Source organism: Sphingobium sp. SA916 (genome assembly GCF_002894065.1).
Classification (GTDB): domain Bacteria; phylum Pseudomonadota; class Alphaproteobacteria; order Sphingomonadales; family Sphingomonadaceae; genus Sphingobium; species Sphingobium fuliginis.
In genome coordinates this window covers 57066-82634 of sequence record NZ_LXYF01000085.1, presented here as the reverse complement: position 1 = coordinate 82634, position 25569 = coordinate 57066, and the positions used below count along the sequence as shown (strand labels likewise).

The 25569-nt window shown below is 65.2% G+C and carries 23 protein-coding genes and 1 riboswitch; of the genes, 11 read left to right on the top strand and 12 right to left on the bottom strand.

Annotation, left to right across the window (positions count from 1 at the left end; all coding sequences use genetic code 11):
- Positions 1–2: 2 nt before the first annotated feature.
- The 4 genes from A8G00_RS22445 to A8G00_RS22425 all read right to left on the bottom strand — a co-directional run bounded on the left by A8G00_RS22445 (position 3) and on the right by A8G00_RS22425 (position 5825).
- Positions 3–1310, bottom strand: a complete 1308-nt coding sequence (locus A8G00_RS22445; RefSeq protein WP_044660808.1) for a YeaH/YhbH family protein — start codon at positions 1308–1310, stop codon at positions 3–5.
- Between the two features lie 19 nt (positions 1311–1329).
- Positions 1330–3273 (bottom strand): PrkA family serine protein kinase, encoded by a 1944-nt coding sequence (locus tag A8G00_RS22440; protein ID WP_025546627.1) that lies wholly within the window; start codon positions 3271–3273, stop codon positions 1330–1332.
- A gap of 434 nt (positions 3274–3707) precedes the next feature.
- The gene (locus A8G00_RS22430; protein ID WP_103001734.1) at positions 3708–5078 is read right to left on the bottom strand and encodes an ATP-binding protein; all 1371 of its coding nucleotides are present in this window, start codon (positions 5076–5078) and stop codon (positions 3708–3710) included.
- A gap of 18 nt (positions 5079–5096) precedes the next feature.
- Positions 5097–5825: a response regulator gene (locus tag A8G00_RS22425; protein WP_103001733.1), complete on the bottom strand. Its 729-nt coding sequence runs from the start codon at positions 5823–5825 to the stop codon at positions 5097–5099.
- 244 nt (positions 5826–6069) lie between these two features.
- Here A8G00_RS22425 and A8G00_RS22420 point away from each other — a divergent pair, with 244 nt between their 5' ends.
- The 3 genes from A8G00_RS22420 to A8G00_RS22410 are packed head-to-tail and all read left to right on the top strand — an operon-like array spanning position 6070 to position 11729.
- Positions 6070–7200: an efflux RND transporter periplasmic adaptor subunit gene (locus A8G00_RS22420; RefSeq protein ID WP_065846966.1), complete on the top strand. Its 1131-nt coding sequence runs from the start codon at positions 6070–6072 to the stop codon at positions 7198–7200.
- A gap of 12 nt (positions 7201–7212) precedes the next feature.
- Complete coding sequence (locus A8G00_RS22415; protein ID WP_044660813.1) at positions 7213–10356, top strand: efflux RND transporter permease subunit; 3144 nt, start codon at positions 7213–7215, stop codon at positions 10354–10356.
- Positions 10353–11729, top strand: a complete 1377-nt coding sequence (locus tag A8G00_RS22410) for an efflux transporter outer membrane subunit (RefSeq protein ID WP_044660814.1) — start codon at positions 10353–10355, stop codon at positions 11727–11729. Before A8G00_RS22415 ends, A8G00_RS22410 begins: the two co-directional genes overlap by 4 nt.
- Before the next feature lie 34 nt (positions 11730–11763).
- Here the strand turns inward: A8G00_RS22410 and cobU are convergent, their stop codons facing one another.
- Genes cobU through A8G00_RS22375 form a run of 7 tightly spaced genes read right to left on the bottom strand, consistent with a single transcriptional unit; the run spans position 11764 to position 16862 of the window.
- Positions 11764–12267: a bifunctional adenosylcobinamide kinase/adenosylcobinamide-phosphate guanylyltransferase gene (gene cobU, locus A8G00_RS22405; protein ID WP_103001732.1), complete on the bottom strand. Its 504-nt coding sequence runs from the start codon at positions 12265–12267 to the stop codon at positions 11764–11766.
- A gap of 5 nt (positions 12268–12272) precedes the next feature.
- On the bottom strand, positions 12273–13208 hold the full coding sequence (gene cbiB, locus A8G00_RS22400; protein ID WP_103001731.1) for an adenosylcobinamide-phosphate synthase CbiB: 936 nt from the start codon (positions 13206–13208) through the stop codon (positions 12273–12275).
- Positions 13201–14178, bottom strand: a complete 978-nt coding sequence (locus A8G00_RS22395) for a threonine-phosphate decarboxylase (protein ID WP_103001730.1) — start codon at positions 14176–14178, stop codon at positions 13201–13203. Before A8G00_RS22395 ends, cbiB begins: the two co-directional genes overlap by 8 nt.
- Positions 14175–14885, bottom strand: a complete 711-nt coding sequence (locus tag A8G00_RS22390; RefSeq protein WP_025546613.1) for an adenosylcobinamide-GDP ribazoletransferase — start codon at positions 14883–14885, stop codon at positions 14175–14177. The genes A8G00_RS22395 and A8G00_RS22390 overlap by 4 nt, the downstream gene beginning before the upstream one ends.
- Positions 14882–15445: a histidine phosphatase family protein gene (locus tag A8G00_RS22385; RefSeq protein ID WP_103001729.1), complete on the bottom strand. Its 564-nt coding sequence runs from the start codon at positions 15443–15445 to the stop codon at positions 14882–14884. Before A8G00_RS22385 ends, A8G00_RS22390 begins: the two co-directional genes overlap by 4 nt.
- Entirely contained in the window at positions 15442–16458 is a 1017-nt protein-coding gene (cobT, locus tag A8G00_RS22380; RefSeq protein WP_103001728.1) for a nicotinate-nucleotide--dimethylbenzimidazole phosphoribosyltransferase, read from the bottom strand. Before cobT ends, A8G00_RS22385 begins: the two co-directional genes overlap by 4 nt.
- Positions 16455–16862 carry a DUF1636 domain-containing protein gene (locus A8G00_RS22375; RefSeq protein ID WP_025546609.1) on the bottom strand — a complete coding sequence of 136 codons (408 nt, stop codon included), beginning with the start codon at positions 16860–16862 and terminating at the stop codon, positions 16455–16457. Before A8G00_RS22375 ends, cobT begins: the two co-directional genes overlap by 4 nt.
- Positions 16863–17053: 191 nt before the next feature.
- A riboswitch (cobalamin riboswitch) is annotated at positions 17054–17244 on the bottom strand.
- A 335-nt stretch (positions 17245–17579) separates the two neighbouring features.
- On the opposite strand from A8G00_RS22375, the gene A8G00_RS22370 reads away from it, so the two are divergent.
- The 3 genes from A8G00_RS22370 to A8G00_RS22360 all read left to right on the top strand — a co-directional run bounded on the left by A8G00_RS22370 (position 17580) and on the right by A8G00_RS22360 (position 20025).
- Positions 17580–18092 carry an MgtC/SapB family protein gene (locus A8G00_RS22370; RefSeq protein WP_226870270.1) on the top strand — a complete coding sequence of 171 codons (513 nt, stop codon included), beginning with the start codon at positions 17580–17582 and terminating at the stop codon, positions 18090–18092.
- 322 nt (positions 18093–18414) lie between these two features.
- Positions 18415–19395: a sterol desaturase family protein gene (locus A8G00_RS22365; RefSeq protein ID WP_044660823.1), complete on the top strand. Its 981-nt coding sequence runs from the start codon at positions 18415–18417 to the stop codon at positions 19393–19395.
- A gap of 30 nt (positions 19396–19425) precedes the next feature.
- Entirely contained in the window at positions 19426–20025 is a 600-nt protein-coding gene (locus tag A8G00_RS22360; RefSeq protein ID WP_052628138.1) for a hypothetical protein, read from the top strand.
- Here the strand turns inward: A8G00_RS22360 and A8G00_RS22355 are convergent.
- Positions 19996–21039 (bottom strand): isopenicillin N synthase family oxygenase, encoded by a 1044-nt coding sequence (locus A8G00_RS22355; protein WP_044660824.1) that lies wholly within the window; start codon positions 21037–21039, stop codon positions 19996–19998. The two genes, A8G00_RS22360 and A8G00_RS22355, sit on opposite strands and share 30 nt — an antisense overlap.
- 134 nt (positions 21040–21173) lie before the next feature.
- On the opposite strand from A8G00_RS22355, the gene A8G00_RS22350 reads away from it, so the two are divergent.
- From A8G00_RS22350 to A8G00_RS22330, 5 genes are all read left to right on the top strand, one after another.
- Positions 21174–22109 (top strand): LysR family transcriptional regulator, encoded by a 936-nt coding sequence (locus A8G00_RS22350; protein WP_025546599.1) that lies wholly within the window; start codon positions 21174–21176, stop codon positions 22107–22109.
- Between the two features lie 87 nt (positions 22110–22196).
- Complete coding sequence (locus tag A8G00_RS22345) at positions 22197–23153, top strand: sterol desaturase family protein (protein ID WP_103001727.1); 957 nt, start codon at positions 22197–22199, stop codon at positions 23151–23153.
- Entirely contained in the window at positions 23150–24727 is a 1578-nt protein-coding gene (locus tag A8G00_RS22340) for a tetratricopeptide repeat-containing sulfotransferase family protein (protein WP_103001726.1), read from the top strand. The genes A8G00_RS22345 and A8G00_RS22340 overlap by 4 nt, the downstream gene beginning before the upstream one ends.
- A 16-nt stretch (positions 24728–24743) precedes the next feature.
- Complete coding sequence (locus A8G00_RS22335) at positions 24744–25106, top strand: hypothetical protein (protein WP_044660827.1); 363 nt, start codon at positions 24744–24746, stop codon at positions 25104–25106.
- A gap of 125 nt (positions 25107–25231) precedes the next feature.
- Positions 25232–25567: a UrcA family protein gene (locus A8G00_RS22330; protein ID WP_103001752.1), complete on the top strand. Its 336-nt coding sequence runs from the start codon at positions 25232–25234 to the stop codon at positions 25565–25567.
- Positions 25568–25569 lie beyond the last annotated feature (2 nt).

The window sequence follows — 25569 nt, the reverse complement described above, 5'->3', positions numbered from 1 at the left end:
CATCATGAACTCCGCTCCGCCACGCCCTTGCGCTGGAACAACTCCCGGAAAACCGGATAGATTTCCCGCCGATGATGCACCTTGCGCATCACGAAATTGCGGTTTGCCTCGCTGACCGGGGCATAGGCCTGCCACAGTCCCGTCGTCGTGCCGATGGTCTCTATGTCGGCGAATTCCTCTCGCCCGACTTCCAGATAGGCGAAATATTGGCTGAAGGGCAGGATTTCCTGCTGCATCAGGCTGACCACCCGGCCATTGTCGGACTGCATGGTGTCGCCGTCCGACGCCTGCGCCACATAGATGTTCCAGTCATCCGGACGGAAGCGTTCCTGCACCACCTCGATCAGTTTCTCCAGCGCGCTCGACACCAAAGTGCCGCCCGTCACCGTGCTGTAGAAGAAGGTCTGCTCGTCCACCTCCGCCGCCCGGTCGGTATGGTGGATGAACACCACCTCCACATGCTCGTAGCAGCGCGACAGGAACAGGTGCAGCAGCGCGAAGAAACGCTTCGCCAGATCCTTCATATGCTCCGTCATGGAGCCGGAGACGTCCATCAGGCAGAACATCACTGCCTGGGCCACGGGCTTGGGCACCGTCTCAAACCGGCGATAGCGCAGGTCCACAGGGTCGATATAGGCGATCAGGTTGCGGCGGCGGATGACGGTCGAGCGTTCCTCGCGCAATGCCTCCAGCCGTACGGCATCGTCGGGCAGGGCCGGATCGCGCGCCTCGATCAGCGCGATCTCCTCCTCGATCCGGGCAAGATCGGCGCCCTTGGGACGGCGAAGCGCCAACCGACGCGACATCGCCTTCTGCATCGTGCGCGGCACGGACAGGTTGGATGGGTTGCCGACCGTCGAATAGCCTGCCCGCCTTATGCCGTCGACGGCCCCGCCGATCAGCCGCCTTTTGGCGAGGTCCGGCAGCTCCAGATCGTCGAGGAACAGGTCCAGAAACTCTTCCCGGCTCAGCGCGAACTGGAAATCGTCATTCCCCTCGCCCTGCCCGGCCTTCGACCCCGCGCCCGCGCCGCCATCGGGCCGCTTGATCCGGTCGCCTTCCATATAGTCGTGATTGCCGGGGAAGACCCGTTCGCGGCTGCCACCCTGCGCGGCGCGGTGCAGCGTCGGTTCGTGGATGACGTCGCGCTGGATCGAAATCTGGCCTTCCTTGTCCAGATCCTTGATGCTGCGGTCCTTCAGGCTGTCGCGCACCGCCTGCTGCACATATGCCCTTGCCCTCCGCAGGAAGCGCTGCCTGTTGACCAGGCTCTTGCCTCCTGGATTCAACCGTCTGTCGACTATGTGCATGGCGGGCTTGGCGCCTCCATCATCCGGCCTGCTTGACGCGTATATACCATTCGACAAGCCGCCGAACCTGCCGCTCAGTATAGCCTCTTTCGATCATCCGCGCGACGAATTCGTCATGTTTGGTCGCGGTCTCGCCGTCCTTCTTCGATCCGAAGCTGATGACCGGCAGCAGGTCCTCGACCTGGCTGAACATCCGCTTCTCGATCACCTCGCGGATTTTCTCGTAACTGGTCCATGACGGGTTGCGCCCGTCATTGCTGGCCCGCATGCGCAGCGCGAACTTCACCACCTCGTTGCGGAAATCCTTGGGATTGGCGATCCCGGCGGGCTTTTCGGTCTTGGACAGTTCCTGGTTGATGACCTCCCGGTCCAGCAATTGACCCGTGTCCGGGTCCTTGAAGTCCAGATCCTCGATCCACGCATCGGCATAGGCGACATAACGGTCGAACAGGTTCTGCCCATAATCATGGTAGGATTCGAGATAGGCCTTCTGGATTTCATTGCCGATGAACTCGGCATAGCGCGGCGCCAGTTCGCCCTTGATGAACTCCAGATAGCGGGATTCGATCTCGGCGGGGAACTGCTCCTGCCGGACCATGCCCTCCAGCACATACATGAGGTGCACGGGATCGGCCGCGATCTCATTGGTGTCATGGTTGAAGGTGGCCGACAGCGCCTTGAAGGCGAAGCGGGTCGAAATGCCCGACATGCCCTCGTCCACGCCAGCAGCGTCGCGATATTCCTGAAGACTCTTGGCCCTCGGATCGATTTCCCGCAGCATCTCGCCGTCATAGACGCGCATCTTGGAGTAGAGATTGCTGTTCTCATGCTCCCGCAGCCGCGTCAGCACGGAGAAACGCGCCAGCATGTCCAAAGTCCCCGGCGCGCAGGGCGCCTTGTTCAGGTCCGATTCCCGCAGCAACTTCTCGTAGACATGCCGTTCCTCGGTGGCCTGCAAACTATAGGGAACCTTGATGACGTAGATACGGTCGATAAAGGCTTCGTTATTCTTGTTGTTCTTGAAATTCGCCCATTCCGATTCATTGCTATGGGCCATGATAATGCCGGTATAGGGAATGGCGCCGATATTCTCCGTGCCGATATAATTGCCCTCCTGCGTCGCGGTCAGCAACGGGTGGAGCATCTTGATCGGCGCCTTGAACATCTCGACGAATTCCAGCATGCCCTGGTTCGCCCGGTTGAGCCCGCCCGAATAGCTGTAGGCGTCCGGATCGTTCTGCGAGAGCATTTCCAGCTTGCGGATGTCGACCTTGCCGACCAGCGAGCTGATGTCCTGGTTGTTCTCGTCGCCCGGCTCGGTCTTGGCGATGGCGACCTGCCGCATGCGGGACGGCATCATGCGCACGACCCTGAACTGGGATATGTCGCCGCCATATTCATCCAGCCGCTTGCGGCACCAGGGGCTGATCATGCCGGTCAGCCGCCGCCGGGGAATGGCGTAATTCTCCTCGATATAGTCGCCATGGGTTTCGGCGTCGAACAAGGCGAGCGGGCTTTCGAAGATCGGGCTGATCTCATCCCCCGCCTTCAGCACATAGATGGGATGCACTTCCATCAGCGCCTTCAGCCGTTCGGCCAGGGACGACTTGCCGCCGCCCACCGGACCCAGCAGGTAGAGGATCTGCTTGCGCTCCTCCAATCCCTGGCTGGCGTGGCGCAGGAAACTGACGATATGTTCGATCGTCCCTTCCATGCCGTAGAAATTGGTGAAGCTCTTGTAGCGGCGGATGGTCCGGTTCATGAAGATCCGGCCCAGCCGCTGATCGCGCGAGGTGTCGATGATCTCCGGCTCACCGATTGCTGCCAGCAGCCGCTCCGGCGCGGACGCATGCATCAATGGATCGTTGCGACATCCCAGCAGATAATCTTCGATAGACATTTCGGCCTGACGCCGATCATCGAACTTCCGCGTGAAGCTGGAAAACAGCTCATTCTTTGTCACTGGCGACTCCCGCTAAAGTAGCCATGGAATGTATATAGACCCTTATGGTCTGTAAAAACAGTGCAATAGAACCTGTTCAGAGTAAAAAATTCAAATCTGTCCAATCGTCGATCTGCATGTTTCTGCAAAAAGAACGCACGATGCTTATCCGGCCACGCAGAAGCATTTCCGGCAATCGCACGACCATCTTCATGCGACCGGCAAGATCATTACCGCGCCGCCGTCATGCAGCATCTTCCAATCGGCGCGACGTTCCCCCGCCGCGATATGATGCATAGTGTCACCTGAGCCCCCGGGAGGGAAGAGGGTAAAGGAGATAATCTCACCAGGGGTGCATTGGTTCCCATGCATGGAACGATGCGATCGCGACGATCGAAGGCTGCATTGCACATGCTGAACCTGTTTCAGCATCCATCCCGCCTGCGGAAATGCCGTTACGCCCGCATGTCGATCGTGGCGATCAGCCCGCCGTCCGGCGCATTGGCCAGGCGCACGGACGCCTCGAAACTCAGCGCCAGCGATCGCGCGATGGTGAGGCCGATGCCGGTCCCGGGCCGCCCGCCGGGCTGCCCCGCCACACCGCGGGTGAAGGGTTCGAACATCTGGTCCAACTGATCGGGTGCGATGCCCGGCCCATGGTCGCGCACCTCGATCAGCACGCGCGTCCCCTGCCGCATGCAACTGACGTCGGCGCTGCCGCCATATTTCACGGCATTGTTCACCAGATTGCTGATGCAGCGGGTCAGCGCGTTGGGCTTGACCCGGACCGTGCCGCCGCAGCCTGACAGGAAACGCACGGGCAATCCCAGGTCCTGCGCGTCTTCGGCCATGCTGGTCAGCAGCGAATCGATGTCGATCACCGACCAGTCCTCCTGCGCCTCCGTGCTCGCCGCCAGGTCCAGCCCTTCGCGGACCAGCGTCATCATCGCCTGGTGATCCTGCAAGAGGCGGGCCCGCAACTCCTCGTTCTCCACCAGTTCCAGCCGCAAGCGCAGGCGGGTGAGCGGCGTCTGAAGATCATGGCTGATCGCCGCCAGCAACTGCGTCCGCTCGGCAAAGCCCGCACGGACCCGGCGCTGCATCAGGTTGAAGGTCGACAGGGCGGCCCGCACTTCTTCCGGCCCCCGCTCCGGGATTTCCTCCGGATCGACCGATACCGAAAAGGCTTCGGCCGCCCGCTCCAGCCGGCGCAGCGGCTTGGCGACGAAGCGCGCGACGACGATCGCCAGCCCCGCCGAGGACAGCAGGATCAGCAGCAGGTAGATCGGCTTGGCGAGATTGCTGGGCGGCTTGACGACCCGCGGCAAATAGAGGGCGAGCGACCGCCGTTCGCCCGTGCCGTCGGTGAAGCGCACGACCCAGCAATCGGGCCGTGGCGCGTCGATCAGACCCGCCGCCCGGTTGTTCGGATCGACCTTGCCGGCCGGAAAGCACAGCCCGACCGGCACCTGCCCCGCTTCGGGGTTGGAGTGCGGCCCGAAACGCACCGCCAGCGCGTCCGCCAGCGTCGGGTCCGGGTCCGCCAGCGCCACGCCCTCCGGCGCGGTCCTCGCCCCCATGATCTGTTGGTCCTTCAGCATCGCCTCTATCTTGACCGGATCGTGACTCAGCCGCTGCGCGATGTCGACGGCGCTGGCCACGACGCGTTGAAGGCGCCAGCGCTCGAAATCGAGATGCCGGGCCTGCTCCGCGACCAGCAGCGCCAGCACGGCGGCGATCGTCATGCCGACGGTCAGCAGCAGGAATATCTGTCCCACCAGCGACCGGAAGAAATTGCGCGCCCGCGCCGCGACGGAGATCATCATGCGCCGATCATCCGCCCGTCATTCATAGGTCACCGAGCTCGCCAGCACATAGCCTTCGCCCCGCACCGTCAGGATCAGGCCGTCGCCGCCCGGGCTGTCGGCCAGTTTCTGCCGCAACCGGCTGACCTGCAGGTCTATGGACCGGTCGAACGCCGCCGTGGCCCGGCGTTCGGGCACCAGCGCCTCGCGCGAGAGCACCACATTGGGTTCCTCGATAAAGCGCGACAGCAGCCGGAATTCGGCGGAGGAGAGCATGATCAGCCGCTCGTCGCTGGCGATCAGCCGCCGCTGGAACAGGTCGAGCCGCCACGATCCGAAGCGGGCGATCCGCGCCGTCTTCTGCCGCGCCGGCTCCTCGCTGCGCGACCGCCGCAGCAGGTTGCGCACCCGCACCAGCAGCTCGCGCGGCTCGAACGGCTTGGTCAGATAATCGTCCGCGCCCAGTTCCAATCCCAGCACCCGGTCTATGGCGCTGCCCCGCGCCGTCACCATGATGATCTGAACCCCATTGCCCTGCCCCCGCAATTCCCGGCACAGCGACAGGCCGTCGCCGTCTGGCAGGTTGAGGTCGAGCACGATGAGGTCGACCGCCCCCGCCGCCATGAGCCCCCGCAACTCGGCAAGGCTGCCGGCCGCCTCCACCTCATAATGGTCCTGCGCAAGCTGTCCGACGATCAGCCCCCTTATGTCCTCATCATCATCGACGACGATCACGCGGAACGGGCGGGATGGCGGCATATCGGGCATCGTCTCCTTCTAACCGCATTCGCGCGGCAAGTCTGCGCTCGCGGCGGCGGCCGTTACATATCGATACAATCCGCTACACAATGATCCAACCGGATGAAAAGTCGCTCTACCATGCGACATGATGAAGAGGGATGAGGAGCAGGTCGGCGCCCCTTTTGAAGGAGCCGACCTTCGCCCGGCGCGCCCCTCCCTCCCCCTGCGCCGGGCGAAGTCCCCATCTTCATTCTGGACCCGCCCGACGACCATGCCCAGCCGCCTCCCCGCCCTTCGGACCGCCCCCATGGCGCTTTGCGTCCTTGTCGCCGCCTGCGGTCACAAGGAGGCGCCGAAAAAGGGACCGGTGGAGGTCGGGGTGGTGACTCTGGCGGCGCAGGATGTGACCGTATCCACCGAACTGCCCGGCCGCACCGCCTCCACCATGATGTCGGAGGTCCGGCCGCAGGTCGCCGGCGTCGTCCAGAAGCGGCTGTTCGCGGAGGGTTCGACGGTCAGGGCGGGCCAGCCCCTCTACCAGATCGACCCCTCGCTCTACCGCGCCTCCCGCGACGAGGCGCAGGCCACCTTGGCCAGCGCGCAGGCGACCGCCGCCGCCGCGCAGGCAAGGGCCAGTCGCTACCGTACGCTAGGCCAGAGCGAGGCGGTGAGCGCGCAGGATCGCGACGACGTCATCGCCACGGCCCGTCAGGCCGCCGCCGCCGTGCAACAGGCCCGCGCCACGCTCCAGACGGCGGGCATCAACCTCAACTTCACGCAGGTCCGGGCGCCGATCAGCGGGCGCATAGGCCGGTCCGCCGTGACGCCCGGCGCGCTGGTGACGGCCAGCCAGGCGACGCCGCTCGCCATCATCCAGCAGCTCGACCCGATCTTCGTCGATGTGACGCAATCGAGCGCAAAGCTGCTCCAGTTGCGCCGCGCGCTGGCGGCGGGCAAGGCGCTGCCCGCCAGCGCCACGATCCGGCTGAAACTGGACGACGGCACCGATTATCCGCTGGAAGGCCGCATCGAATTTGCCGAGCCCATCGTCGATCCCGACAGCGGCACCGTCACGCTGCGCGCCCGCTTCCCCAATCCGGACGGCCTGCTGCTGCCCGGCATGTTCGTGCGCGTGGTCGCGCCGCAGTCGGTCGTGCCGAATGCGATACTGGTGCCGCAGCAGGGCATCAGCCGCGATCCCAAGGGCAACGCCACCGCGCTGGTGGTGGACAAGGGGAACAAGGTCGAACGGCGCACCGTCACCGCCGCGCAGGCCGTGGGCGACAAATGGCTGATCACCGACGGATTGCGGAGGGGCGACAGGCTGATCGTCGAGGGCACGGACAAGGTGCAGCCCGGCGACACGGTCAAGGCCGTTCCGGTCGACCAGGCCGCGAAATAAGGGGCCGGGACCTTGCTCAGCCGCTTTTTCATCGAACGGCCGATCTTCGCCTGGGTCATCGCCATCGGCATCATGATGGCAGGCCTGGGCGCGATGCTGACTCTGCCGATCGCCCAATATCCGGACATCGCCCCACCGTCGGTCAACATCAGCGCCAACTATCCCGGCGCGGCGGCCGAAACCGTGGAGACCAGCGTCACCCAGGTCATCGAGCAACAGCTCACCGGCATCGACGGTCTCATGTACTTCTCCTCCTCGTCCACGGCCAATGGACAGGCGCGGATCACCGTTACCTTCAAGAAGGGCACCGATCCCGACACCGCGCAGGTGCAGGTGCAGAACAAGGTGCAGCAGGCGCTGAGCCGGCTGCCCAATGCCGTGCAGCAGCAGGGCCTGACCGTCACCAAGTCCCAGACCGATTTCCTGATGGTCGTCGGCCTTTACGACAGGACCGACACGGCGTCGCAGGCCGACATCGCGGACTATCTGGTCAATAATTTCCAGGACGCCATCGCCCGCGTCGACGGCGTCGGTTCATCCCAGATCTTCGGATCGCAATATGCGATGCGCATCTGGCTGGACCCCTACCGGCTGGCCACCGTCAAGCTGATGCCGTCGGACGTGCAAAGCGCCATCGCGGCCCAGAATGTCGAGGTGTCGGCGGGCCAAATCGGCGCCGACCCCGCGCCGGAGGGGCAGCAGCTCAATGCCACCGTCACCGCTCGCGCGCGCCTGCAGACGCCCGAGCAGTTCCGCAACATCATCGTCAAGACGCAGAGCGACGGATCGGTCGTCCACCTGTCGGACGTGGCGCGGGTCGAACTGGGCAATGAAAGCTACACCTCCTCCGCGCGCCTCAGCGGTCATCCCGCCTCCGGCATGGCGTTGCAGCTCGCGCCGGGCGCCGACGCGCTCAAGACCGCCGAACTGGTCAAGGCGAAGGTGCGGGAACTGTCGACCAACCTGCCGCATGGCTACACCGTCACCTATCCACGCGACACCACGCCCTTCATCAAGCTGTCGGTGGAGGAAGTGGTCCAGACGCTGATCGAGGCGGTCGCTCTGGTGGTGGTGGTGATGTTCATCTTCCTGCAAAGCTGGCGCGCGACACTGGTGCCCGCCATCGCCGTTCCGGTGGTGCTGCTCGGCACATTCGGCGTGCTGGCGCTGTTCGGCTATTCGATCAACACGCTGACGCTGTTCGGCATGGTGCTGGCCATCGGCCTGCTGGTCGACGACGCCATCGTCGTGGTCGAGAATGTCGAACGCATCATGGAAGAGGAAGGACTTTCCCCGCGGCAGGCCACCATCAAGTCGATGGAGGAGATCGGCAGCGCCCTGATCGGCATCGCGCTGGTCCTGTCCGCCGTGCTGCTGCCCATGGCCTTTTTCGGCGGGTCGACAGGCGTCATCTACCGGCAATTCTCGATCACCATCGTCTCCTCCATGCTGCTTTCGGTGGTCGTTGCGCTGATCCTTTCGCCCGCCCTCTGCGCGACGATCCTGAAGCCGGTTTCGCATGAGAAACGCGACCGGGGATGGACCGGCAAGTTCAATCGCTGGTTCGGCCGCGTCACCCATGGCTATATGGCGCGGCTGAATGGCTTCATCGGCCGGCGGACCGTCTTCTGGATCGGCTATGCGGTGATGCTCGGCCTGCTCTGGCTGCTGTTCGTCCGCCTGCCCACCAGCTTCCTGCCGGTGGAGGACCAGGGCCAGGTGATGGTTCAGGTCACATTGCCCGCCGGCGCCAAATCCTCCCGCACCAGCGCCGCGATCGACCAGATCCAGAATTACTTCGTCAATGACGAGAAGGACAATGTCGACTTCATCTTCGTGACCCAGGGCTTCAGCTTCGCCGGGCAGGGTGAGAATACCGCCCAGGGCTTCGTCAGCCTCGTGCCGTGGGACAAGCGCAAGGGAGCCGCCAACAGCGCGACCATGATCGCGAACCGCGCCACGAAGCAACTCGCCGCGATCCGCGATGCCAAGGCGCTGGCGATGACTCCGCCCTCCATTCGCGGGCTGGGCCAGTCCAACGGCTTTACCTTCGAACTGCTGAACACCGGCGGCCTCAGCCGCGAACGCTTCCTCGAACTGCGCAACCAGCTCATGAAGGCGGCGACCGGCAGCCCGAAACTGGCCGGCGTGCGCGCCGCCACGCTGGAGGACACGCCGCAGCTCAAGGTCGACATCGACTCCGAGAAACTCGCGGTCCTCGGCCTCACGCAGAGCAGCGTCGACAATGTGCTGAGCGCCGCCTGGGGCAGCACCTATATCAACGATTTCGTCGACCGCGGCCGGGTGAAGCGCGTCTATATGCAGGCCGACGCGCCCTTCCGCGCCCTGCCGACCGATCTCGACAATTGGCAGGTGCGCTCCGCCACGACGGGGGAAATGGTGCCCTTCTCCGCCTTCGCCACCACCCATTGGACGATGGGGCCGACCACCGTTTCGCGTTATAACGGCCAGTCTTCCTATGAAATCCAGGGGCAGGCCGCGCCCGGTTCCAGTTCGGGCGAGGCGATGGACGAGATGGTGAAGCTGCAAAAACAGCTTCCCCCCGGCACCGGCTATGCCTGGAGCGGCCTTTCCTATCAGGAGCAGCTTTCCGGCGGGCAGGCGCCGCTGCTCTACGGCCTGTCGGTGCTGGTCGTGTTCCTCTGCCTCGCCGCGCTCTACGAAAGCTGGTCGATCCCGCTCGCCGTGCTGCTGGTGATTCCGCTCGGTCTGATCGGCGCGGTGCTGGCGGTGACGCTGCGCGGGCTGGAGAACAACATCTATTTCCAGGTCGGCCTGCTCACCACCATGGGCCTCGCCGCCAAGAACGCGATCCTGATCGTCGAATTCGCGGAACTCGCCTATCTGCAGGGCAAGGACGCGATGTCCGCCGCGCTGGAGGCCGCGCGCCTGCGCTTCCGCCCGATCCTGATGACGTCGCTGGCCTTCATCGCGGGCGTCATCCCGCTCGCCATCGCCAGCGGCGCGGGCGCGCAGAGCCGCGTCGCCATCGGCACGGCGGTGATCGGCGGCATGCTGACCGCGACGGTGCTCGCCATCTTCTACGTCCCCCTCTTCTTCCTGACGATCATGCGCATCTTCAACCGCAAGAACCCGCCCTCCCCCGCCGCCAACGCCACGGAGGTTCCGGCATGAGGCGCGCTTTCCTCATCCTGACCTGGGCGACGGCCCTGTCGGCCTGCAACATGGCTCCGACCTATGTGCGGCCGACGCCCCCGGTGCCCGCCGGCTTCCCCGGCGGCCCGGCCTATGCGCCCGCGGCCGCGACGGAAAGGCCCGGCCTGCCCTGGACCGCGCTGATCGGCGATCCCAGCCTCAGGACGGTGATCGGGCGTGCGCTGGACAATAATCGCGACCTGCGCGCCGCGCTCGCCAATGTGGAGGCGTCCCGGGCGCTCTACCGGGTGCAGCGCGCCGAACGGCTGCCCGCCGTCACCGGCGAGGCGGCAGCCAGCTTTTCCCGGCGGAACGACGCGCGCCAGGACAGTTACAGCGCCGACATCGGTTTCAGCGCGTTCGAAATCGACCTGTTCGGCCGGGTGAAGAACCTGACCCGATCGGCGCTGGAATCCTATCTGGCGACCGAGGAAGGGGCGCGGGCGACCCGCATCGCCCTGATCGCGGAAACGGCCACGGCCTATGCGACCTTGGCCGCCGATCAGGAATATCTGGACCTTTCCCGGCAGACATTGGCGAGCGCCGAACGGACGCTTGCCCTCACCCGGTCGCTGAACGGCGCGGGGCTGATCGGCAAGCTGGACGTCCATCAGGCCGAAACCACGGTCGAACAGGCGCGCAGCGACATTGCCGCGAACGTCACCCAGGTGGCGCAGGACCGGAACGCGCTGGACCTGCTGGCCGGCGCGCCGGTCGAGGATGCGCTGTTGCCCCGGTCGTTGCAGCAACTGACCGGCAGCATTGCGAAGGTGCCGGCGGGCCTTTCCTCCGACGTGCTGCTCCAGCGGCCGGACGTGCTGCAGGCCGAACATCAGCTGAAGGCCGCCAATGCCGACATCGGCGCGGCGCGCGCTGCGATGTTCCCGAGGATCAGCCTGACCGCGGCCATCGGCGTCGCCAGTTCGGCGCTGTCGTCGCTTTTCACGGGCGACGGCTTCGCCTGGTCGGCGGCGCCGTCCGTCGGCATGCCGATCTTCGGCGGCGCGGCTCGCGGCAATCTCGAATATAGCAAGGCGCAGCGCGACCTCAGCCTTGCCCAATATGAAAAGGCGATCCAGACCGCCTTTCAGGAAGTATCCGACGCACTGGCGCGCGAAGGCACGATTGACGAGCAGCAGGCCGCCCAGCAGCGTCTGGTCCTCGCCAGCCAGCGCAGCTACAGGCTGGCCGAGGAACGCTATCGCGCGGGCATCGACCCATTCCTCAACAGCCTGACCAGCCAGCGAAGCCTCTACAATGCGCAGCAAAGCGCGATCGCGACGAACCTGGCGCTGATCAGGAACCGCATCCTGCTCTACCGGGTCATCGGGGCCGATTTTCGGGAAGGATGATCGCCATGGCTGGCCGAACCTACGCCGCCTGACCTTAGCCCTTCAACCGCAGCGGCAAGCCGGCGGCCATCAATATGACGTCCTCGCACAGGGCCGCCATCTGCTGGTTCAGCCAGCCCGCCTCGTCCCGGAACCGCCGGGCCAGGGCATTGTCCGGCACGATGCCGAGGCCCACTTCATTGCTCACCAGCACGACAGGAACCTGACAGGCCATCATCGCCTCCGCCAGCGCCGCCCGGGCGCTGGCCAAATCCTCTTCGGCAAGCATCAGGTTGGTCAGCCACAGCGTCAGGCAATCGACCAGGACGGCATCTGCCCGGCGCGCTGCTTCGGACAGGGCGGCGGGCAGGTCCATGGGTGCGTCGATGGTCAGCCAGCGGCTTCCACGCTCACCCTTGTGGCGCGCTATCCGCTCCTCCATCTCCGCGTCGAAGGCCTGCGCGGTCGCGATATAGGCCAGGTTCCCGTTCCCGACAGCCTCGCAGCGTTGCTGCGCATAGCGGCTCTTGCCGGACCGGCATCCGCCCAGCACCAGCATTCTCGTCATCCGACATTCTCCCAAATGGCGGCCAGGACCCACAGCAGCAGGCAGGCGCGCAAATAGATCCGGAGCGCGGCCCGCATCGCGCGGACGTCCGCTTCCCCGCCCGCGCCGATCCAGGGCTTGTCGTGCAGCACGCCGTCATAGTGGATCGGTCCAGCCAGCCGGATGCCGAGCGCGCCGGCCATCGCCGCCTCCGGCCATCCCGCATTGGGCGAGGCATGCTTCCGGCGATCCCGCCGCAACACGGCCCATCCGCCGCCGCCCGCAACGCACAGGATCAAGCCGGAGAGCCGCGCCGGCACCCAGTTCAACAGATCGTCGAAGCGGGCCGCCGCCCAGCCGAAGTTGGTATAGGGCGCTTCCTTGTGCCCGATCATGCTGTCGGCTGTGTTGACGGCCTTATAGGCCCATATTCCCGGCAGACCGAGCAGCAGCAGCCAGAACAGCGGCGCCACGACGCCATCGCAGAAGCTTTCGGCCAGACTTTCTATGCCGGCCCGTGCAACGCCCGCCTCATCCAGCGCGGCCGTGTCGCGGCCCACGATCCGGGTCACCGCCTGCCGCGCGGCATCCAGATTCCCGCGCGCCAGAGCGCGAACCACCGGCGCCACATGGACATAGAGGCTGTTCTGCGCCAGCGCCGGCCATGCGGCGAGCGCCAGCCATGGCCAGGCCATGGCCCCGCCCCAGCGGCGGATCGCCCATTCCAAAGCCAGACCGGCGCCCCCGCCCACGGCCAGCAACAGCAACAACAGGGCGAGTCCCGTCCAGCGGCGCAGCGGGCCGCTCCACGCCTCCCGGTTCCATCGCCGCTCCGCCGCACCGATGATCCGGGCGAAACCGCCCACCGGATGGCCGATCCGCGCATGCAGCCAGCCCGGCCAGCCAAGCGCCGCATCCAGCATCAGCGCCGCCAGGGCCACCGGCTCACCCATCGGCCAACGCCCGGTCAAGACGGGCGAGAGCCCTCGTATCGGCAGGCAGGCCGATCCGCAGCCAGCGCCGGTCCTCCTCGAAGGGGCGCGTCAGGATCGAACGCCGCGCCAGCCTGTCGAACAGGGCCCACCCATCCTCCACCTCCACCAGACGGAATAACGGGCATTCGCCCCGCGCCCCCAATCCGTGCCGCGCCAGCAAACCATCCAGTTGCGCCGCGTGCTCGCCTAGCGCCGTCACTGTCCCGTCGATCCAGTTCCGGTCGCGATAGGCCGCGCCGCCGAACGCGACCGCCGCCGCCGAAACCGGCCATTCCCCCAGCATCCGCCGCAGCTGTGCGACGACCTCTCGCGGCCCGAGCACAAAGCCCAGCCTGACACCGGCCAACCCGAAGAATTTACCGAAGGACCGCAACAGGATCAGCCGCCGCCCATCCCCCACTTCGCCCGCCAGACTGCATGAAGGCACGGCGTCGGCATAGGCTTCGTCGACGATCAGCCATCCTCCGCGCTCCTCCAGCCGGGCCAGCCATTGCAGCAGGCGGGCAGGCGGCAGGATGCGGCCGTCGGGATTGTTGGGGTTGGCGAGCAGCAGGGCGATCGCTTCGCGAGGCGGTTCTTCATCGGCGGACATCGGGGCGCCATGCGCGAAAATCTCCGCATGGGTGCGGTAGCTTGGCACGAGCCATCGTGCGGGCATGTCCAGCATCCGCCCCACCAGCCGCAATCCCGCCTCGCTGCCGGGCACGGTGCAAAGATGATCGGGATCGACCCCGAAACAGGCTGCCACCGCCGCCTCCATCGCCGCCAGATCGTGCGGATCGGGCAAATGCCGCCAGTCGATGGACAGATGATCGGACCCCGGCCAAGCCAGGGGGCTGATCCCGGTCGAGAGGTCGATCCAGTCCTGCCCGCCATAAGCGCCCCGCGCTTCGGCCAGGCGGCCGCCATGCCAGGTGAAGCCGCTCATCGCGCCACCGCCATCGCCAGCAGCAGGGCGCTCTCCAGCAATTCGATGCCAGCGCCATGCCCATCCCCGGAGATGCCGCCGATCCGCGAGCGCAGCCAAAGACCCCAGAGCGGGATCAACGGGATCGCCGCCAAAAGGGCAGGCTCCCGATAACCCAGCGCCAGCCCCAATATCGACCAGAGGATAAACGGCTCCGCCCGCCAGCCGGCCCGGAAACGGCTGGCCAGTCCTTCATGGAGCGGCGGCAGCCAGCGCGTCCAGAATAGCGGCCCGATGCGCGCCACCATCGCCACGGCCGCCAGCATCCACGGCGGAAAGCTTTCCAGCCAGAGCCGCAACAGCACCAGCTTGGCCGCCAGTTGCAGGCCGATGGCGACAACGCCGAAGCTGCCGATATGCGGATCGGCCAGAACGGCGGACAGGCGGCTCCGGTCGCCATGCGCCGCCCCCGCCGCATCCGCTATGTCGCCCAATCCATCCAGGTGCAGCGCACCCGTCACGGCCACCCAGGCGACCAGGCCGAACAGCGCCCCCGCCCAAGGGTCGATGCGCATGCCCAGCCCGGCACCGCCCGCGACCACCAGCCCGACGGCAATGCCCGTTGCGGGCAGCCAGCGGATGGCGGCGGCGAAATCCCCCTCATCGACATCCTGCGCGGGCAACGGCAGGCGCGTCATCAATTGCAGGGCCAGCACCAGCCGCTTCATGCGATCAGGCCCGTAATCTGTCCCGACCGCCCTTCCGGCCAGACCCGCAGGCTCAGCACCGCGCCATAGGGCAGGTCCACCGCCCAGCCCTGCCGCACGTCGAAACCGCACAGCACAGCCAGCGCCGCCCGTATCGCCCCGGCATGGCAGACCACCAATGCCGGCTCGCCAAGCACGTCCAGCCCGTCCCCGATCCGGGCGCGGAGGTCGGTCCAGCTTTCGCCCCCTGGCGGCGGAAATCCGTCCGGATCGTCCCAGAAGCGCGCCAGATCCTCCGCAGGCAGGAGCGCGGGGTCCGCACCCTCCCAATCCCCGAAATTCAGTTCCCGCCAGCGCCGGTCGACGTCAAGTTCGATACCCCGCTCCGCCGCGATCACCGCGCCCGGCGCCCGCGCCCTGGCGAGGTCGGATGTCACCACCCGCGCGAAATCCAGATGCCGCGCCCGCTCGATGCAGAGGGCGATCCCCTCCGCTTCCGGCGGGGCGTCCAGATGACCGAGCAACCGTCCGGCAAGCTGCGGCGCGCCATGGCGCATCAGGTGGAGGGGAAAGGCGTTCATAGCGCACCTGCCACCGCCGCTTCGGCAAAGGTCGCCATGCCGCCATGCGCTGCCAGAGCGGAACGCACGATCTGCGCCGCGACCGCCGCGCCGCTTCCTTCGCCCAGCCGCATGTCGAGCCGCAGCAACGGCTCCAGCGCCAGAGCGGCCAGCAGGCGTTCATGCCCCGCCTCCGCCGACATATGGGCGGCCATGCAGTGCCCGACGATCGCCGGATTGTCCTTCGCCAGCGGCGCGACCGCCGCGCAGCCGATGAACCCGTCCAGCATCACCGGCACGCGCAGCATCCGCGCCGCCAGCACCGCGCCGGCCAGCGCTGCGATCTCTCGCCCGCCCAGCCGGCGCAACGTTTCGAAGGCATCGGCGCAATGCGCCCCGTGCAGGGCGAGCGCCCGCGCCACAGCTTCGGCCTTGCGCGCCAGCCCGTCGCCATCCACGCCTGTCCCACGTCCCACCCAATGGGCCGCAGCACCCCCAAAGGCCTGCGCGCAGAGCGCCGCCGCCGGCGTGCTGTTGGCAATGCCCATCTCGCCCAGCAGCAGCAGGTCCAGTCCCGGTTCCACCGCCGCCGCCCCCGCATTGATCGCGCTCAGGCAATCCGCCTCGCTCATGGCCGCCGCGACGCAGATGTCCTCCGTCGGCCGTTCCAGATCGAGCGCGACGACGGCCAGCTCCGCCCCGCAGGCCTGGGCCAGCGCATTGATCGCCGCGCCGCCATGACGGAAATTCGCCACCATCTGGGCGGTGACCTCGGCCGGGAAGGCGCTGACCCCGCGCGCGGCCACGCCATGATTGCCCGCGAAGATCGCGGCGCGGATGCGTTCCGCTCGGGGGCGTTCCCACCCCTGCCAACCCGCCATGAAAAGCGCGATCTCCTCCAGCCGCCCAAGCGAACCGGCCGGCTTCGTCAGCACCCGCTGCCGCGCCGCCGCGGATTCGGTGGCGCCTGCATCCGGGGCAGGAAGGTCGGCCAGCGCGGCGGCAAAGGCCGCGCGGTCGTTGAACCGGATCATGAACAGACGAAGCCTTCGGGCGGCGTGCGGACGATGAAATGCCCCTTCACCCCCTGGGGCCAGTCCGCATAGCGCACCACGCCCTCGTCACTTTGGGCATGGCGCAGGGCATAATCCAGGATCGCGCGCGCGGCTTCCTCATCCGGCGTGAAGTCGCCCAGCACATAGCCGATCTTGCCCGTTCCGCGCACATGTACCGTGCAATGGCGCTGACAGGCGAAGAGGCAGGGCATGTCCTGAACAGCGACGGACGCATAAGCGGGATCGCCATCGCGTACCCTGTGCAGCGCCTCTGCCAGCAAGGCGCCGCCCCGCCGTCCGGCAGCATCCTCCCGCTGTTCCGCCGAAAGGCGGCAGGTCGAACAGACGACGACCGAAGCCCCCGGCCCCACGGCCCGCAGCATCAGCGATCGCTCCGCAAATCAGTCATTCCACATCCTCCCGCCCGACGGCATGTGCCCCGACGGGAACCGGGCAAGGGAGGACGGTCCGGCACCAGGCAGGCGACAGGCCTTCCCCCGCACGGTCCAACCGGCAAGGCGATGGCTGTCGTTCAGCGAGGGAACCCCCGTTCGGCCGGCACACCCTGTCCGGTCGAAGAACGACGGCGTCAGGCAGGTCTCCTGGCTCGCGGGTCGATGCTTTCCGGCCGCCTTCTCGGACCTTCATGGTCCAATGGCGCGATGGCCGGATGGCTCGCCGCTTACAGTTGCAGGGGCAGCGCGGGCGTTCCACCCGACTTCCCTTTTCATCCCCTTGCGGGGAACCTGTCGCACCAGCGCTGATAAAGCCGCCTTCGTCCAATCGCAAGGGTGGAAAAAAACAAAGCCGCTCCAGTCCGCTCCAATGGCGCGACTTGCCCTCGGCCGGGCAATGGCAAAGCTTCTCTTCACCTGCGTGAACTGCTATTATCGGGCGATAGGGAGAGGGCCATGGCGATTCTGACGCGATGGATGGACTGGTTCTGCCGCCTGTTCGCATGCACGGCTGAAAACGACATGCGGGTCAACGACCTGATCGCGCACCTCCGTTCCGACATCACCGAACGCTGAGCGGCAGGCGCGAAGCCGCTTTCCCTTTCGGCCGCATTCACGGGAACGGGCGCGCCTCTCGCGGGTATTATGGCTATGCTGGCCAACGACCTCGGCACCACGCTCGTCCGCCTCTTTCTCGCGACCCTGCTGGGGCTCGCCCTGGGGTTCGAGCGCGAACGCAACGGCCATGATGCGGGCCTGCGCACCCACGGGCTGGTATCGCTGAGTTCGGCCATGCTGACCCTGTCCGCCCTGGAACTGGCGGAGGTCCACAAGGACAGCGATCCGATCCGCGTCGTTCAGGGCCTTGCCCAGGCCATCGGCTTTATCGCGGGCGGCCTGATCTTCGTGCGCGGCGGAGATGTGCGCAACATGACCACGGCGGCAAGCCTGTGGATGGCCGCTGCCGTCGGGATCACGGCGGGCGCCGGCCAATATGTCCTCGTGCTGGCAGGGTCGCTGATCGCGCTGCTGCTGCTTTCCCTGCTCCTCATATTCGAGAAGCATATCGGTCCGCGCGAGAGCGGATCGGACGATCCAGACGCCGATTCCATGACCATGCCCAACCGGCGCGGGTCCGCCCCGGAGCGCGAAAACTGAAAGCCGGCAAGATGCGTTGAAACGAGCGGCCGGAAATCGCCCGCCCACGGTCGGTCGCCCCTTCGCCCCTAACGGAATCGTCATTCCCGAAACCGCGCGGTCATCTGTGCGGATCGGAATAGCCGGCGCATGATCCATCGCCGCCGGGTCGGAAGGGCATAGGCAGCATCTATGGGGCATATACCTTAATCGCATCTGGCGCGTTGGGCGCGTCTTCCCGATGCTGAAACGACATGAAGTTCAATGAACTGCGAACATCATTTTCGTCGCCTGGCGAGGCGGACACGCCCGCAGGGACGAGGCAGCATCTCGAGGTCAGCATATGGACGGCGTTCGCGTAGGCAAGAGAGTGATAGGCGCACAGGCGCCCGTCATCATCGGGTGGGAAAATATAGGCCGGGTGGAAGGCGGACCGCTCAAGCAGTTCATCTTCACCTGGTTCCAGCCCACGGCGCTGTTCGCGCTCATCGCCTTCTGGTACTATGCGCCCAATTCCATCGCCAAGGCGTCCACCGCCATCGGGATCGGCATCGGTTTCAGGGTGCTGCTGCTGGCGCTCGAATGGGTCAGCCCGCGCTATGAGAGCTGGCGCCTGACCTGGAAGGAACTGGTCACCGATCTCTTCTATGTCGGGCTGGGCTACACCATCCTGGACCTTGTCGAACATTATATCGGCAGCGGTGCGGTGATCGAGGCCATCCAGCACAGTTTCGACTGGGACAAGCTGGCGTGGTTCACGGGTCTGCCGCTGCTGGTGCAGGCTTTCCTGATCTCCTTCATTTTCGACTTCGGGCAATATTGGATGCACCGGGGGATGCATAACTGGTATCCGCTCTGGCTGCCCCATTCGGTGCATCATTACATCACCCAGTTGAACATCAACAAAGGCGCGGTAGGAAATCCCGTCGAGCTTTTCCTGATCGGGCTGGGCATTGGCGGGTTCTTCGACTTCCTGCCGAGGGCCGCCCTCCTTGCCGGCACCTTCGGTCTGGCGATCGGCACCTATCAACACATCAATGTCCGCTTCAACACGCCGCGTTGGTGGCGCTTCCTGTTCAACACCACAGAACATCACAGCCTGCATCATTCGCAGGACTTCGAAGCGACCCGCAGCAATTATTCCAACACCTATATCTTCATCGATCGCATCTTCGGAACCTGCGTCGATGGCGAGGCCGAATTGCTGGGACTGGAGGGCGGACGCCGGATGTCGATCCGCGAGCAGATGACCTATCCCTTCACCGAAGGCTGGAAGACGATCAAGGAACGCTACGGCCGCCCAGCGGCGGTGCCGGCTGAATAAGGCAACTTGCTCTTGCAAAAAGGGGATCATGTGACAGCGCGTTTCCTGGACTGGATCTGGCATATAAAGGGCAGCATGGCGCTCGCCTCCGGGCAATCGGCCGATGAAGCCATGGCCAGGCTCGGGCCCCTGTTCCGTCAGGCCGGCACCAGCCATGAGCGTATTGGCGACACGCTGACCTTCAGCAAGAAGGATCAGGCCGCGCAGGACAGGATGTCCATCTTCGATGGCGGCATTCTCAGGATCGAGAGGGAGCCAGCCGGGCCGGTGCTGCGCTATTGCCTGACCAGCCGGGCATTGCTGTTCTGCTTCCTGGCGCCGCTGCTGTTCCTGAGCTTCGCCGGGCTGACGATCGTCGCCGGCAAGCTCGCAAAGCCAGCGGCGCAGGAGACGGTGAAAAAGGACGACAAGAAGGACAAGGTCCTGCCGCAGCACTGGATCGACAAGGCGCTGGGCGCGCCGGCGCCTGAAAAGCCCAAGAAGGACGACAAGAACAAGGAGGATGGCAAGACGCCAAAGCCCACCGCGGCCTATGTCTTCGCCGGCCTGTTCGCCGCGCTCTACGTCGTGGGACGCATTCTGGAGGGTCGGCTCGTCAAATCACTGTTCAGAAAGAGCCTGCTGAGTTGACGATGGCTGCATCGGTTCGGCTGCGCTGCTGGCCGGGCCGAAGGAATCGAGCGGCAGGGCGCCGTCGAGCACGAGTTCGCCGCTGGCGATCCTGCGCTTCAGATAGGCGAAGGTCTGCGCCGTCTGGTTGAACAGATGCTCGCCGCCCTTGAGCGGGGCGTAACGGGGCTCCTCCCCGCGCACGACCGGGGCAACGACATAATCATAGTCGCAGGCGTGGAAGAGCGCGAAGGAATAGCGTTCTTCCCTGACCTTCTTCACGCGGTGCCGTGTCGCGGCATAGCGGCCGTTGGAGAGTATCTCCATCATGTCGCCGATGTTCATGATCATCGTGCCCTCGACCAGGGGAACGTCGATCCACTGGCCCTGCCGGTCGATGATCTGGAGACCGGGCGCCGTTGCGAACAGCAGGGTGAAACATTCGTAATCGGTATGCGCGCCGATGCCCTGGCGGTCTTCAGCCGTCGCGTCGAAGGGATAATGGATCAGCCGAAGCTGGCTGGGGGGATTTCGCAGATGCGCCTGGAAATGATCTTCGTCGAGCCCGAGCGCCAGGGCGAAAGCGCGGAAAAGCTGGCCTCCGATGCCCGTCACATGGCGGTAATAAGCCTGCACGTCTTCGCGGAAGCCCGGCATTTCGGGCCACAGATTCGGACCCAGCAGCGGTCGCCTGCCCTCGGAGCGCACATAGTCGCAATTGACGTCGAACGCCTCTTTGAGGTCGCGCTGGCCGGCGGCGAATTGCTCCTCCCCCACCGGCACATAGCCGCTGTGGTTTTCCGAAAGGCCGATATAGCTCTTCATCTTGGTGTCGGCGTCGAGCGCGAAATAGGCCTGCGCGCGCGCGACGATCCTGCGGAACAAGGCATCGTCCATTTGTGCGCCCGCTATGTAGAGGAACCCTGCCTCCACGCAGGCGCGGTCGAGTTCGCGGGCAACGGAAAGCCGATCCTCAAGCCTGGGGCTGTCCAGTTTCGAAATATCGACGAGCGGCAGGACATGGTGCTGTGTCATGGGTGAGGAGCGTAAATCCCCCGGGGCATAGCGATAGATGGACCCATGCTATGATTTCCATCGATTTGATCTATGAGCGGAGCAGTCCACCGCCTATGAAGAGCCGCTCTATCTTCCAGGAAAGCAGCACGCGCATGAACGATCGAACGCCGCTGATCGACAGGAAATTTGCCAGCCGTGTCGATTGGAACCTCATGCGGACCTTCGTGGATATCGTTCGCGCCGGCGGCATAGGCGCGGCGGCGCGACGGCTCAACCGGCAGCAGCCCAGCATCAGCGCGGCGCTCAAGCGGCTGGAGGACCATGTCGGGACGGCGCTGCTCCACCGCACCGCCACCGGCGTGGAGATGACCGCGGCCGGCAAGGCAATGATGGCGCTGTGCGAGGACATGCTGGAATCCGCCCGGATGATGCCGCATGTGATCGCGCAGGCGACCAAGCGGGTCGAGGGCATCGTCCGCATCCAGATCGTGTCCGGCCTGGTGTCGGCCGAGTTCGACGAGGCCATTGCCAGCTTTCACCGGCGCAATCCGGCCATCCACATCGAAATCCGCGTTTCTCCCTGGCGTCAGCTTCTCGATGCGCTGGAGCAGGGCGAGGTGGAGATCGGCGTGGGCTATGACAGCAGCGTTCGGGGAAGCCTGATGTACGAACCGCTGCTGATCGAGCGTCAGCAGCTCTATTGTTCGCGCAGCAGCCCCTATTTCGGCTATCGGGTGAGCCGATTGGGCGAACTGAAGGATCAGGGTTTCGTCCTGACCGGCGATGATGAAATAGAGGCGATCACCCATTTGCGCCGGCGCTATCGGCTCGGCACCGTGGTGAGCGGCCTTGCGGAGGACATCAATGAGGCGCGGCGGCTTATCAACATGGGCGTAGGGATCGGCTTCCTTCCCACCGCCGCTGCTGCAAGTGACGTTGCAAGCGGCCGTTTATGGCCCATGCTGTTCGCGGATTTCGAGCCCGCTTACGACATCTTCCTGCTCGCCCGGTCGGAACCGGCGCGGGACACAGCCACGCAGCTTTTCTGGGATGAGGTCATCCGGCGCGTGCGTGCGCAACGGGCATAAATCCAGTCTATGGCTTTCATCGGGATTTTCGACCTCCCTTCATGACGCAGCGCAGCGCAGTGTCAATGCACTGACAGGAGCTGCGGCATGGAAACCAGCCTCAAAGACCGGCTATTCAACCTGATCCCGCCTGCCATGATCGCGGTCGTCCTCAGCTTCTGGGCGTTCGGACCAAGGTCTCTGGTCGAGCATCCCTGGGCTCTCACCGTGACTTCTCCCCTCATCGTGATCGCCATCCTGCTGCTGGAGGCTGTGCACGAACGTCATGCCGGCTGGCGCATGAACAGGCGGGAGTTCTTGACGGACCTTTATTATTCGGTCCTCAGCGCGACCGTGATCGCCTGGCTGACGCAGAAACTGGCCGAGGAACCGCTGGTCGCCCTCAAGGCCTCGCTGGGGCTGACCACGGCATGGGCGAGCCATCTGCCCTGGCTGGCGCAGGTCGCAATGGTGATCTTCCTCATCGAATTCGGCCAATATTGGATGCATCGGCTGATGCACAATTGGACGCCTTTCTGGCTGACCCATGCGCCGCATCACCATATCACCCAGCTTAATGCGGCCAAGGGCGCCGTCGGCAACCCGATCGAGCTGTTCCTGATCAGCCTGAGCGTCGTCGCGCTGTTCGATTTCGACAAGACGGCCATCTTCGCAGCCCTGAACACCATGGGCGTCATCTCCGTCTTCGCCCATGCCAATGTGCGTTCCGACCCCCCGATCTGGTACTCCTTCTTCTTCACGACGATCAGGCATCACAGCCTGCACCATTCCACCGACTATGAGAGCACACGTTGCAATTACGGCAACTCGCTGATCCTGCTGGATCGCATCTTCGGAACATATCGCGAGGGCGAGGGCATTCTCGTCGGGCAGGACGACCGCAAGCGGCTGACCATCCGGGAGCAGACAATGTTCCCCTTCGCGCCGATGATCGAGAAATTCAAGGTCTGGCGCGCAGCGAAGCAGCCACGCGGCGCACTGGCTGATGCGGGCCCGGCCGATGATCTGGACCGGGACGCTGCGGGAGCGAAGGCCGCGGCATGATGGCGGCCCGCTCCGGTCAGGCCATCGCAGCGCGCAGCGCGCTCGCCCGGGGCGATATCAATGCCACTCAGCGATTGGCCGCGACGCTGGTGTCGGAAAATCCCGGCGATGCCGAAGGTCACTTCCTCCTTGGCGTCGCAGAATCGAGCATCGGCCGCGTCCATGCCGGCATCCAGCATCTCGGCCGCGCGGTCGAACTCGATCCCCAAGGCGAATATCGCGCGCAGCTTGCCAGGCTCTTCACCCTCGTCCGGCAGGACGGGGAGGCTGCCGCGGTGCTCCACGACGCAGAGCAGGCCCTGCCCGGCGATGCCCTGAGCCGCGACACGATGGGCTGCGTCTATGCCCGCCTGGGCGACCACCCGGCCGCGCTCGGTCATTTTTCGGCAGCGGTGCGGCTCGAACCCGGGAACAGGCAGTTCCGCTACAACCAGGCCGTGACGCTCAACTTCCTCGGCCGGACGGAGGAAGCCGAAGCCGCGCTGGAGGCGTTGATCGCCCTGGCGCCGGATGATGCCCGTGCCCATCACCTTCTCTCCAGCCTGCGCAAGCAGTCAGCCGGGCATAATCATGTCGAGCGCCTGGCGAAGGTCCACTCAACCACCGGGGACGGACGGGGCAGGCTGCTGCTAGGCTATGCTCTGGCGAAAGAAGTCGAAGATCTCGGCCGCCCGGAAGAAGCACTGGAACGGCTCTGCGCGGTCAATGCCGAGCATCGCCGCACGTTGCGTTACGAGTTTGCGCGCGATGCCGCGACCTTCGACGCGATAGAGGCGAGTTGGCCGAGCATCGCTACGGCTCCCGCGGACGACGCCCCCCGCGATGCGCCGATCTTCATTATAGGGATGCCGCGCACCGGCACGACGTTGGTCGACCGTATTCTCTCGTCTCACCCCGACGTCGAAAGCGCCGGGGAACTGCAAGCGATGCCGCTCGCCGTCAAGAAGGCGGCAGGCACGCGCACGCCCACGGTCATGGACCCGGAGACGATCACCACGGCTGCGGCCAGCGACATGGGCGCGATCGGCCGCGACTTCCTGCAACGCGCCAGCCATCACCGGCGCGACCCCGGCCGGAGGTTCATCGACAAGTTTCCGGGTAATTTCCACTATGCCGGGTTCATTGCGCGGGCCCTCCCGGCAGCCAGCATCGTCTGCCTCCGTCGCCACCCGATGGACACGGTGCTCAGCAACTTCCGCAATCTCTTTGCCGTCAATTCGCGCTATTATGACTATAGCTACGACCTTCTGGAGATCGCCGCTTACTACGTCCGCTTCGACCGGCTGATGGCCCTGTGGCGAGAAGTCCTGCCGGGGCGGGTCATCGAACTGCGCTACGAGGATCTTGTGGCGGACCAGGAAGGCCAGAGCCGCCGCCTGCTCGCCCATTGCGGTCTGGAATGGGCGGATGAGTGCCTGTCCTTCCACACCAATGATGCGCCGGTTTCCACGCCCAGCGCGGCGCAGGTCCGCCGGCCGATCTACCGCGACGCGGTTGCGCGGTGGAAACGGCATGAGCAGGTCCTGGAACCCGTTCGACGCTTCTTCGAACGATCCGGCATTTCCATCGACTGAAAGGGAGCGCGCGACCATGCCCAGATCTGGAACATTCGCCTTCTGCATGGCCTTGGCTGCGGGGTTCGTGCAGCCAGCCGCCGCCGCTTCCTCTCCGCGGACCCGTCTGGTGGAGTTTCGGTCGGAAAACTGCCTGCTGATTTCCGGCAGCCGCGACAATGCCGCTTCAAAGGTCAGCGTCAATGGCCACATCGTGCCGGTCGAAGGCCGCCATAACTGGCGGGTTCGCTTGCCGGTCAGCACCGTCCGGTCCTGGTCCGCTCCCATGGCGCGAACGGTTACGGTCGCGGTCGAGGGATTGAGCCATGAAGCCGATCTGCCGATCGGGCTGCTCGGTCATGCTGATGACCTTGCGATGCTGGTAGTCAGGGCGAAGTAATAACCTTTATGGCTATAAGTAATAAAAGAACATATTCGGAATAGATATTGTAAGTTTTCTCTCCCGGGCTTATCTACGCGCCAGCCGCCGAAGAGCGGTGTTCGTTTTTCGCACAGGAGAAGATGATGAAGATTGGGCTCATGTGCCTGGCGGCTTTCGCCTTCGCGACCCCGGCAATCGCTGGCACTACTGGCGGCAATCCCTTCGCTCAGGACACCGCGATCCTCGACCTCAAGGGGTTGGACCTCTCTACCGCCTCTGGCCAGCAGAGCCTCGCCATCCGCATGGATCAGGCGGCGCGGGCCGTTTGCGGCGATCATTTGGCGGGCGTGCACCTCGCTCTCGAATCCAAGGCGCGGGATTGTCGCACTGCGGTTGCGGCCGACATCCGCGCCCAGATTGAAGCCCGGCTTGCCAAGGCTGGCGATAAGTCGCCCGTCCAAATGGCTTCCGCCCGCTGAGA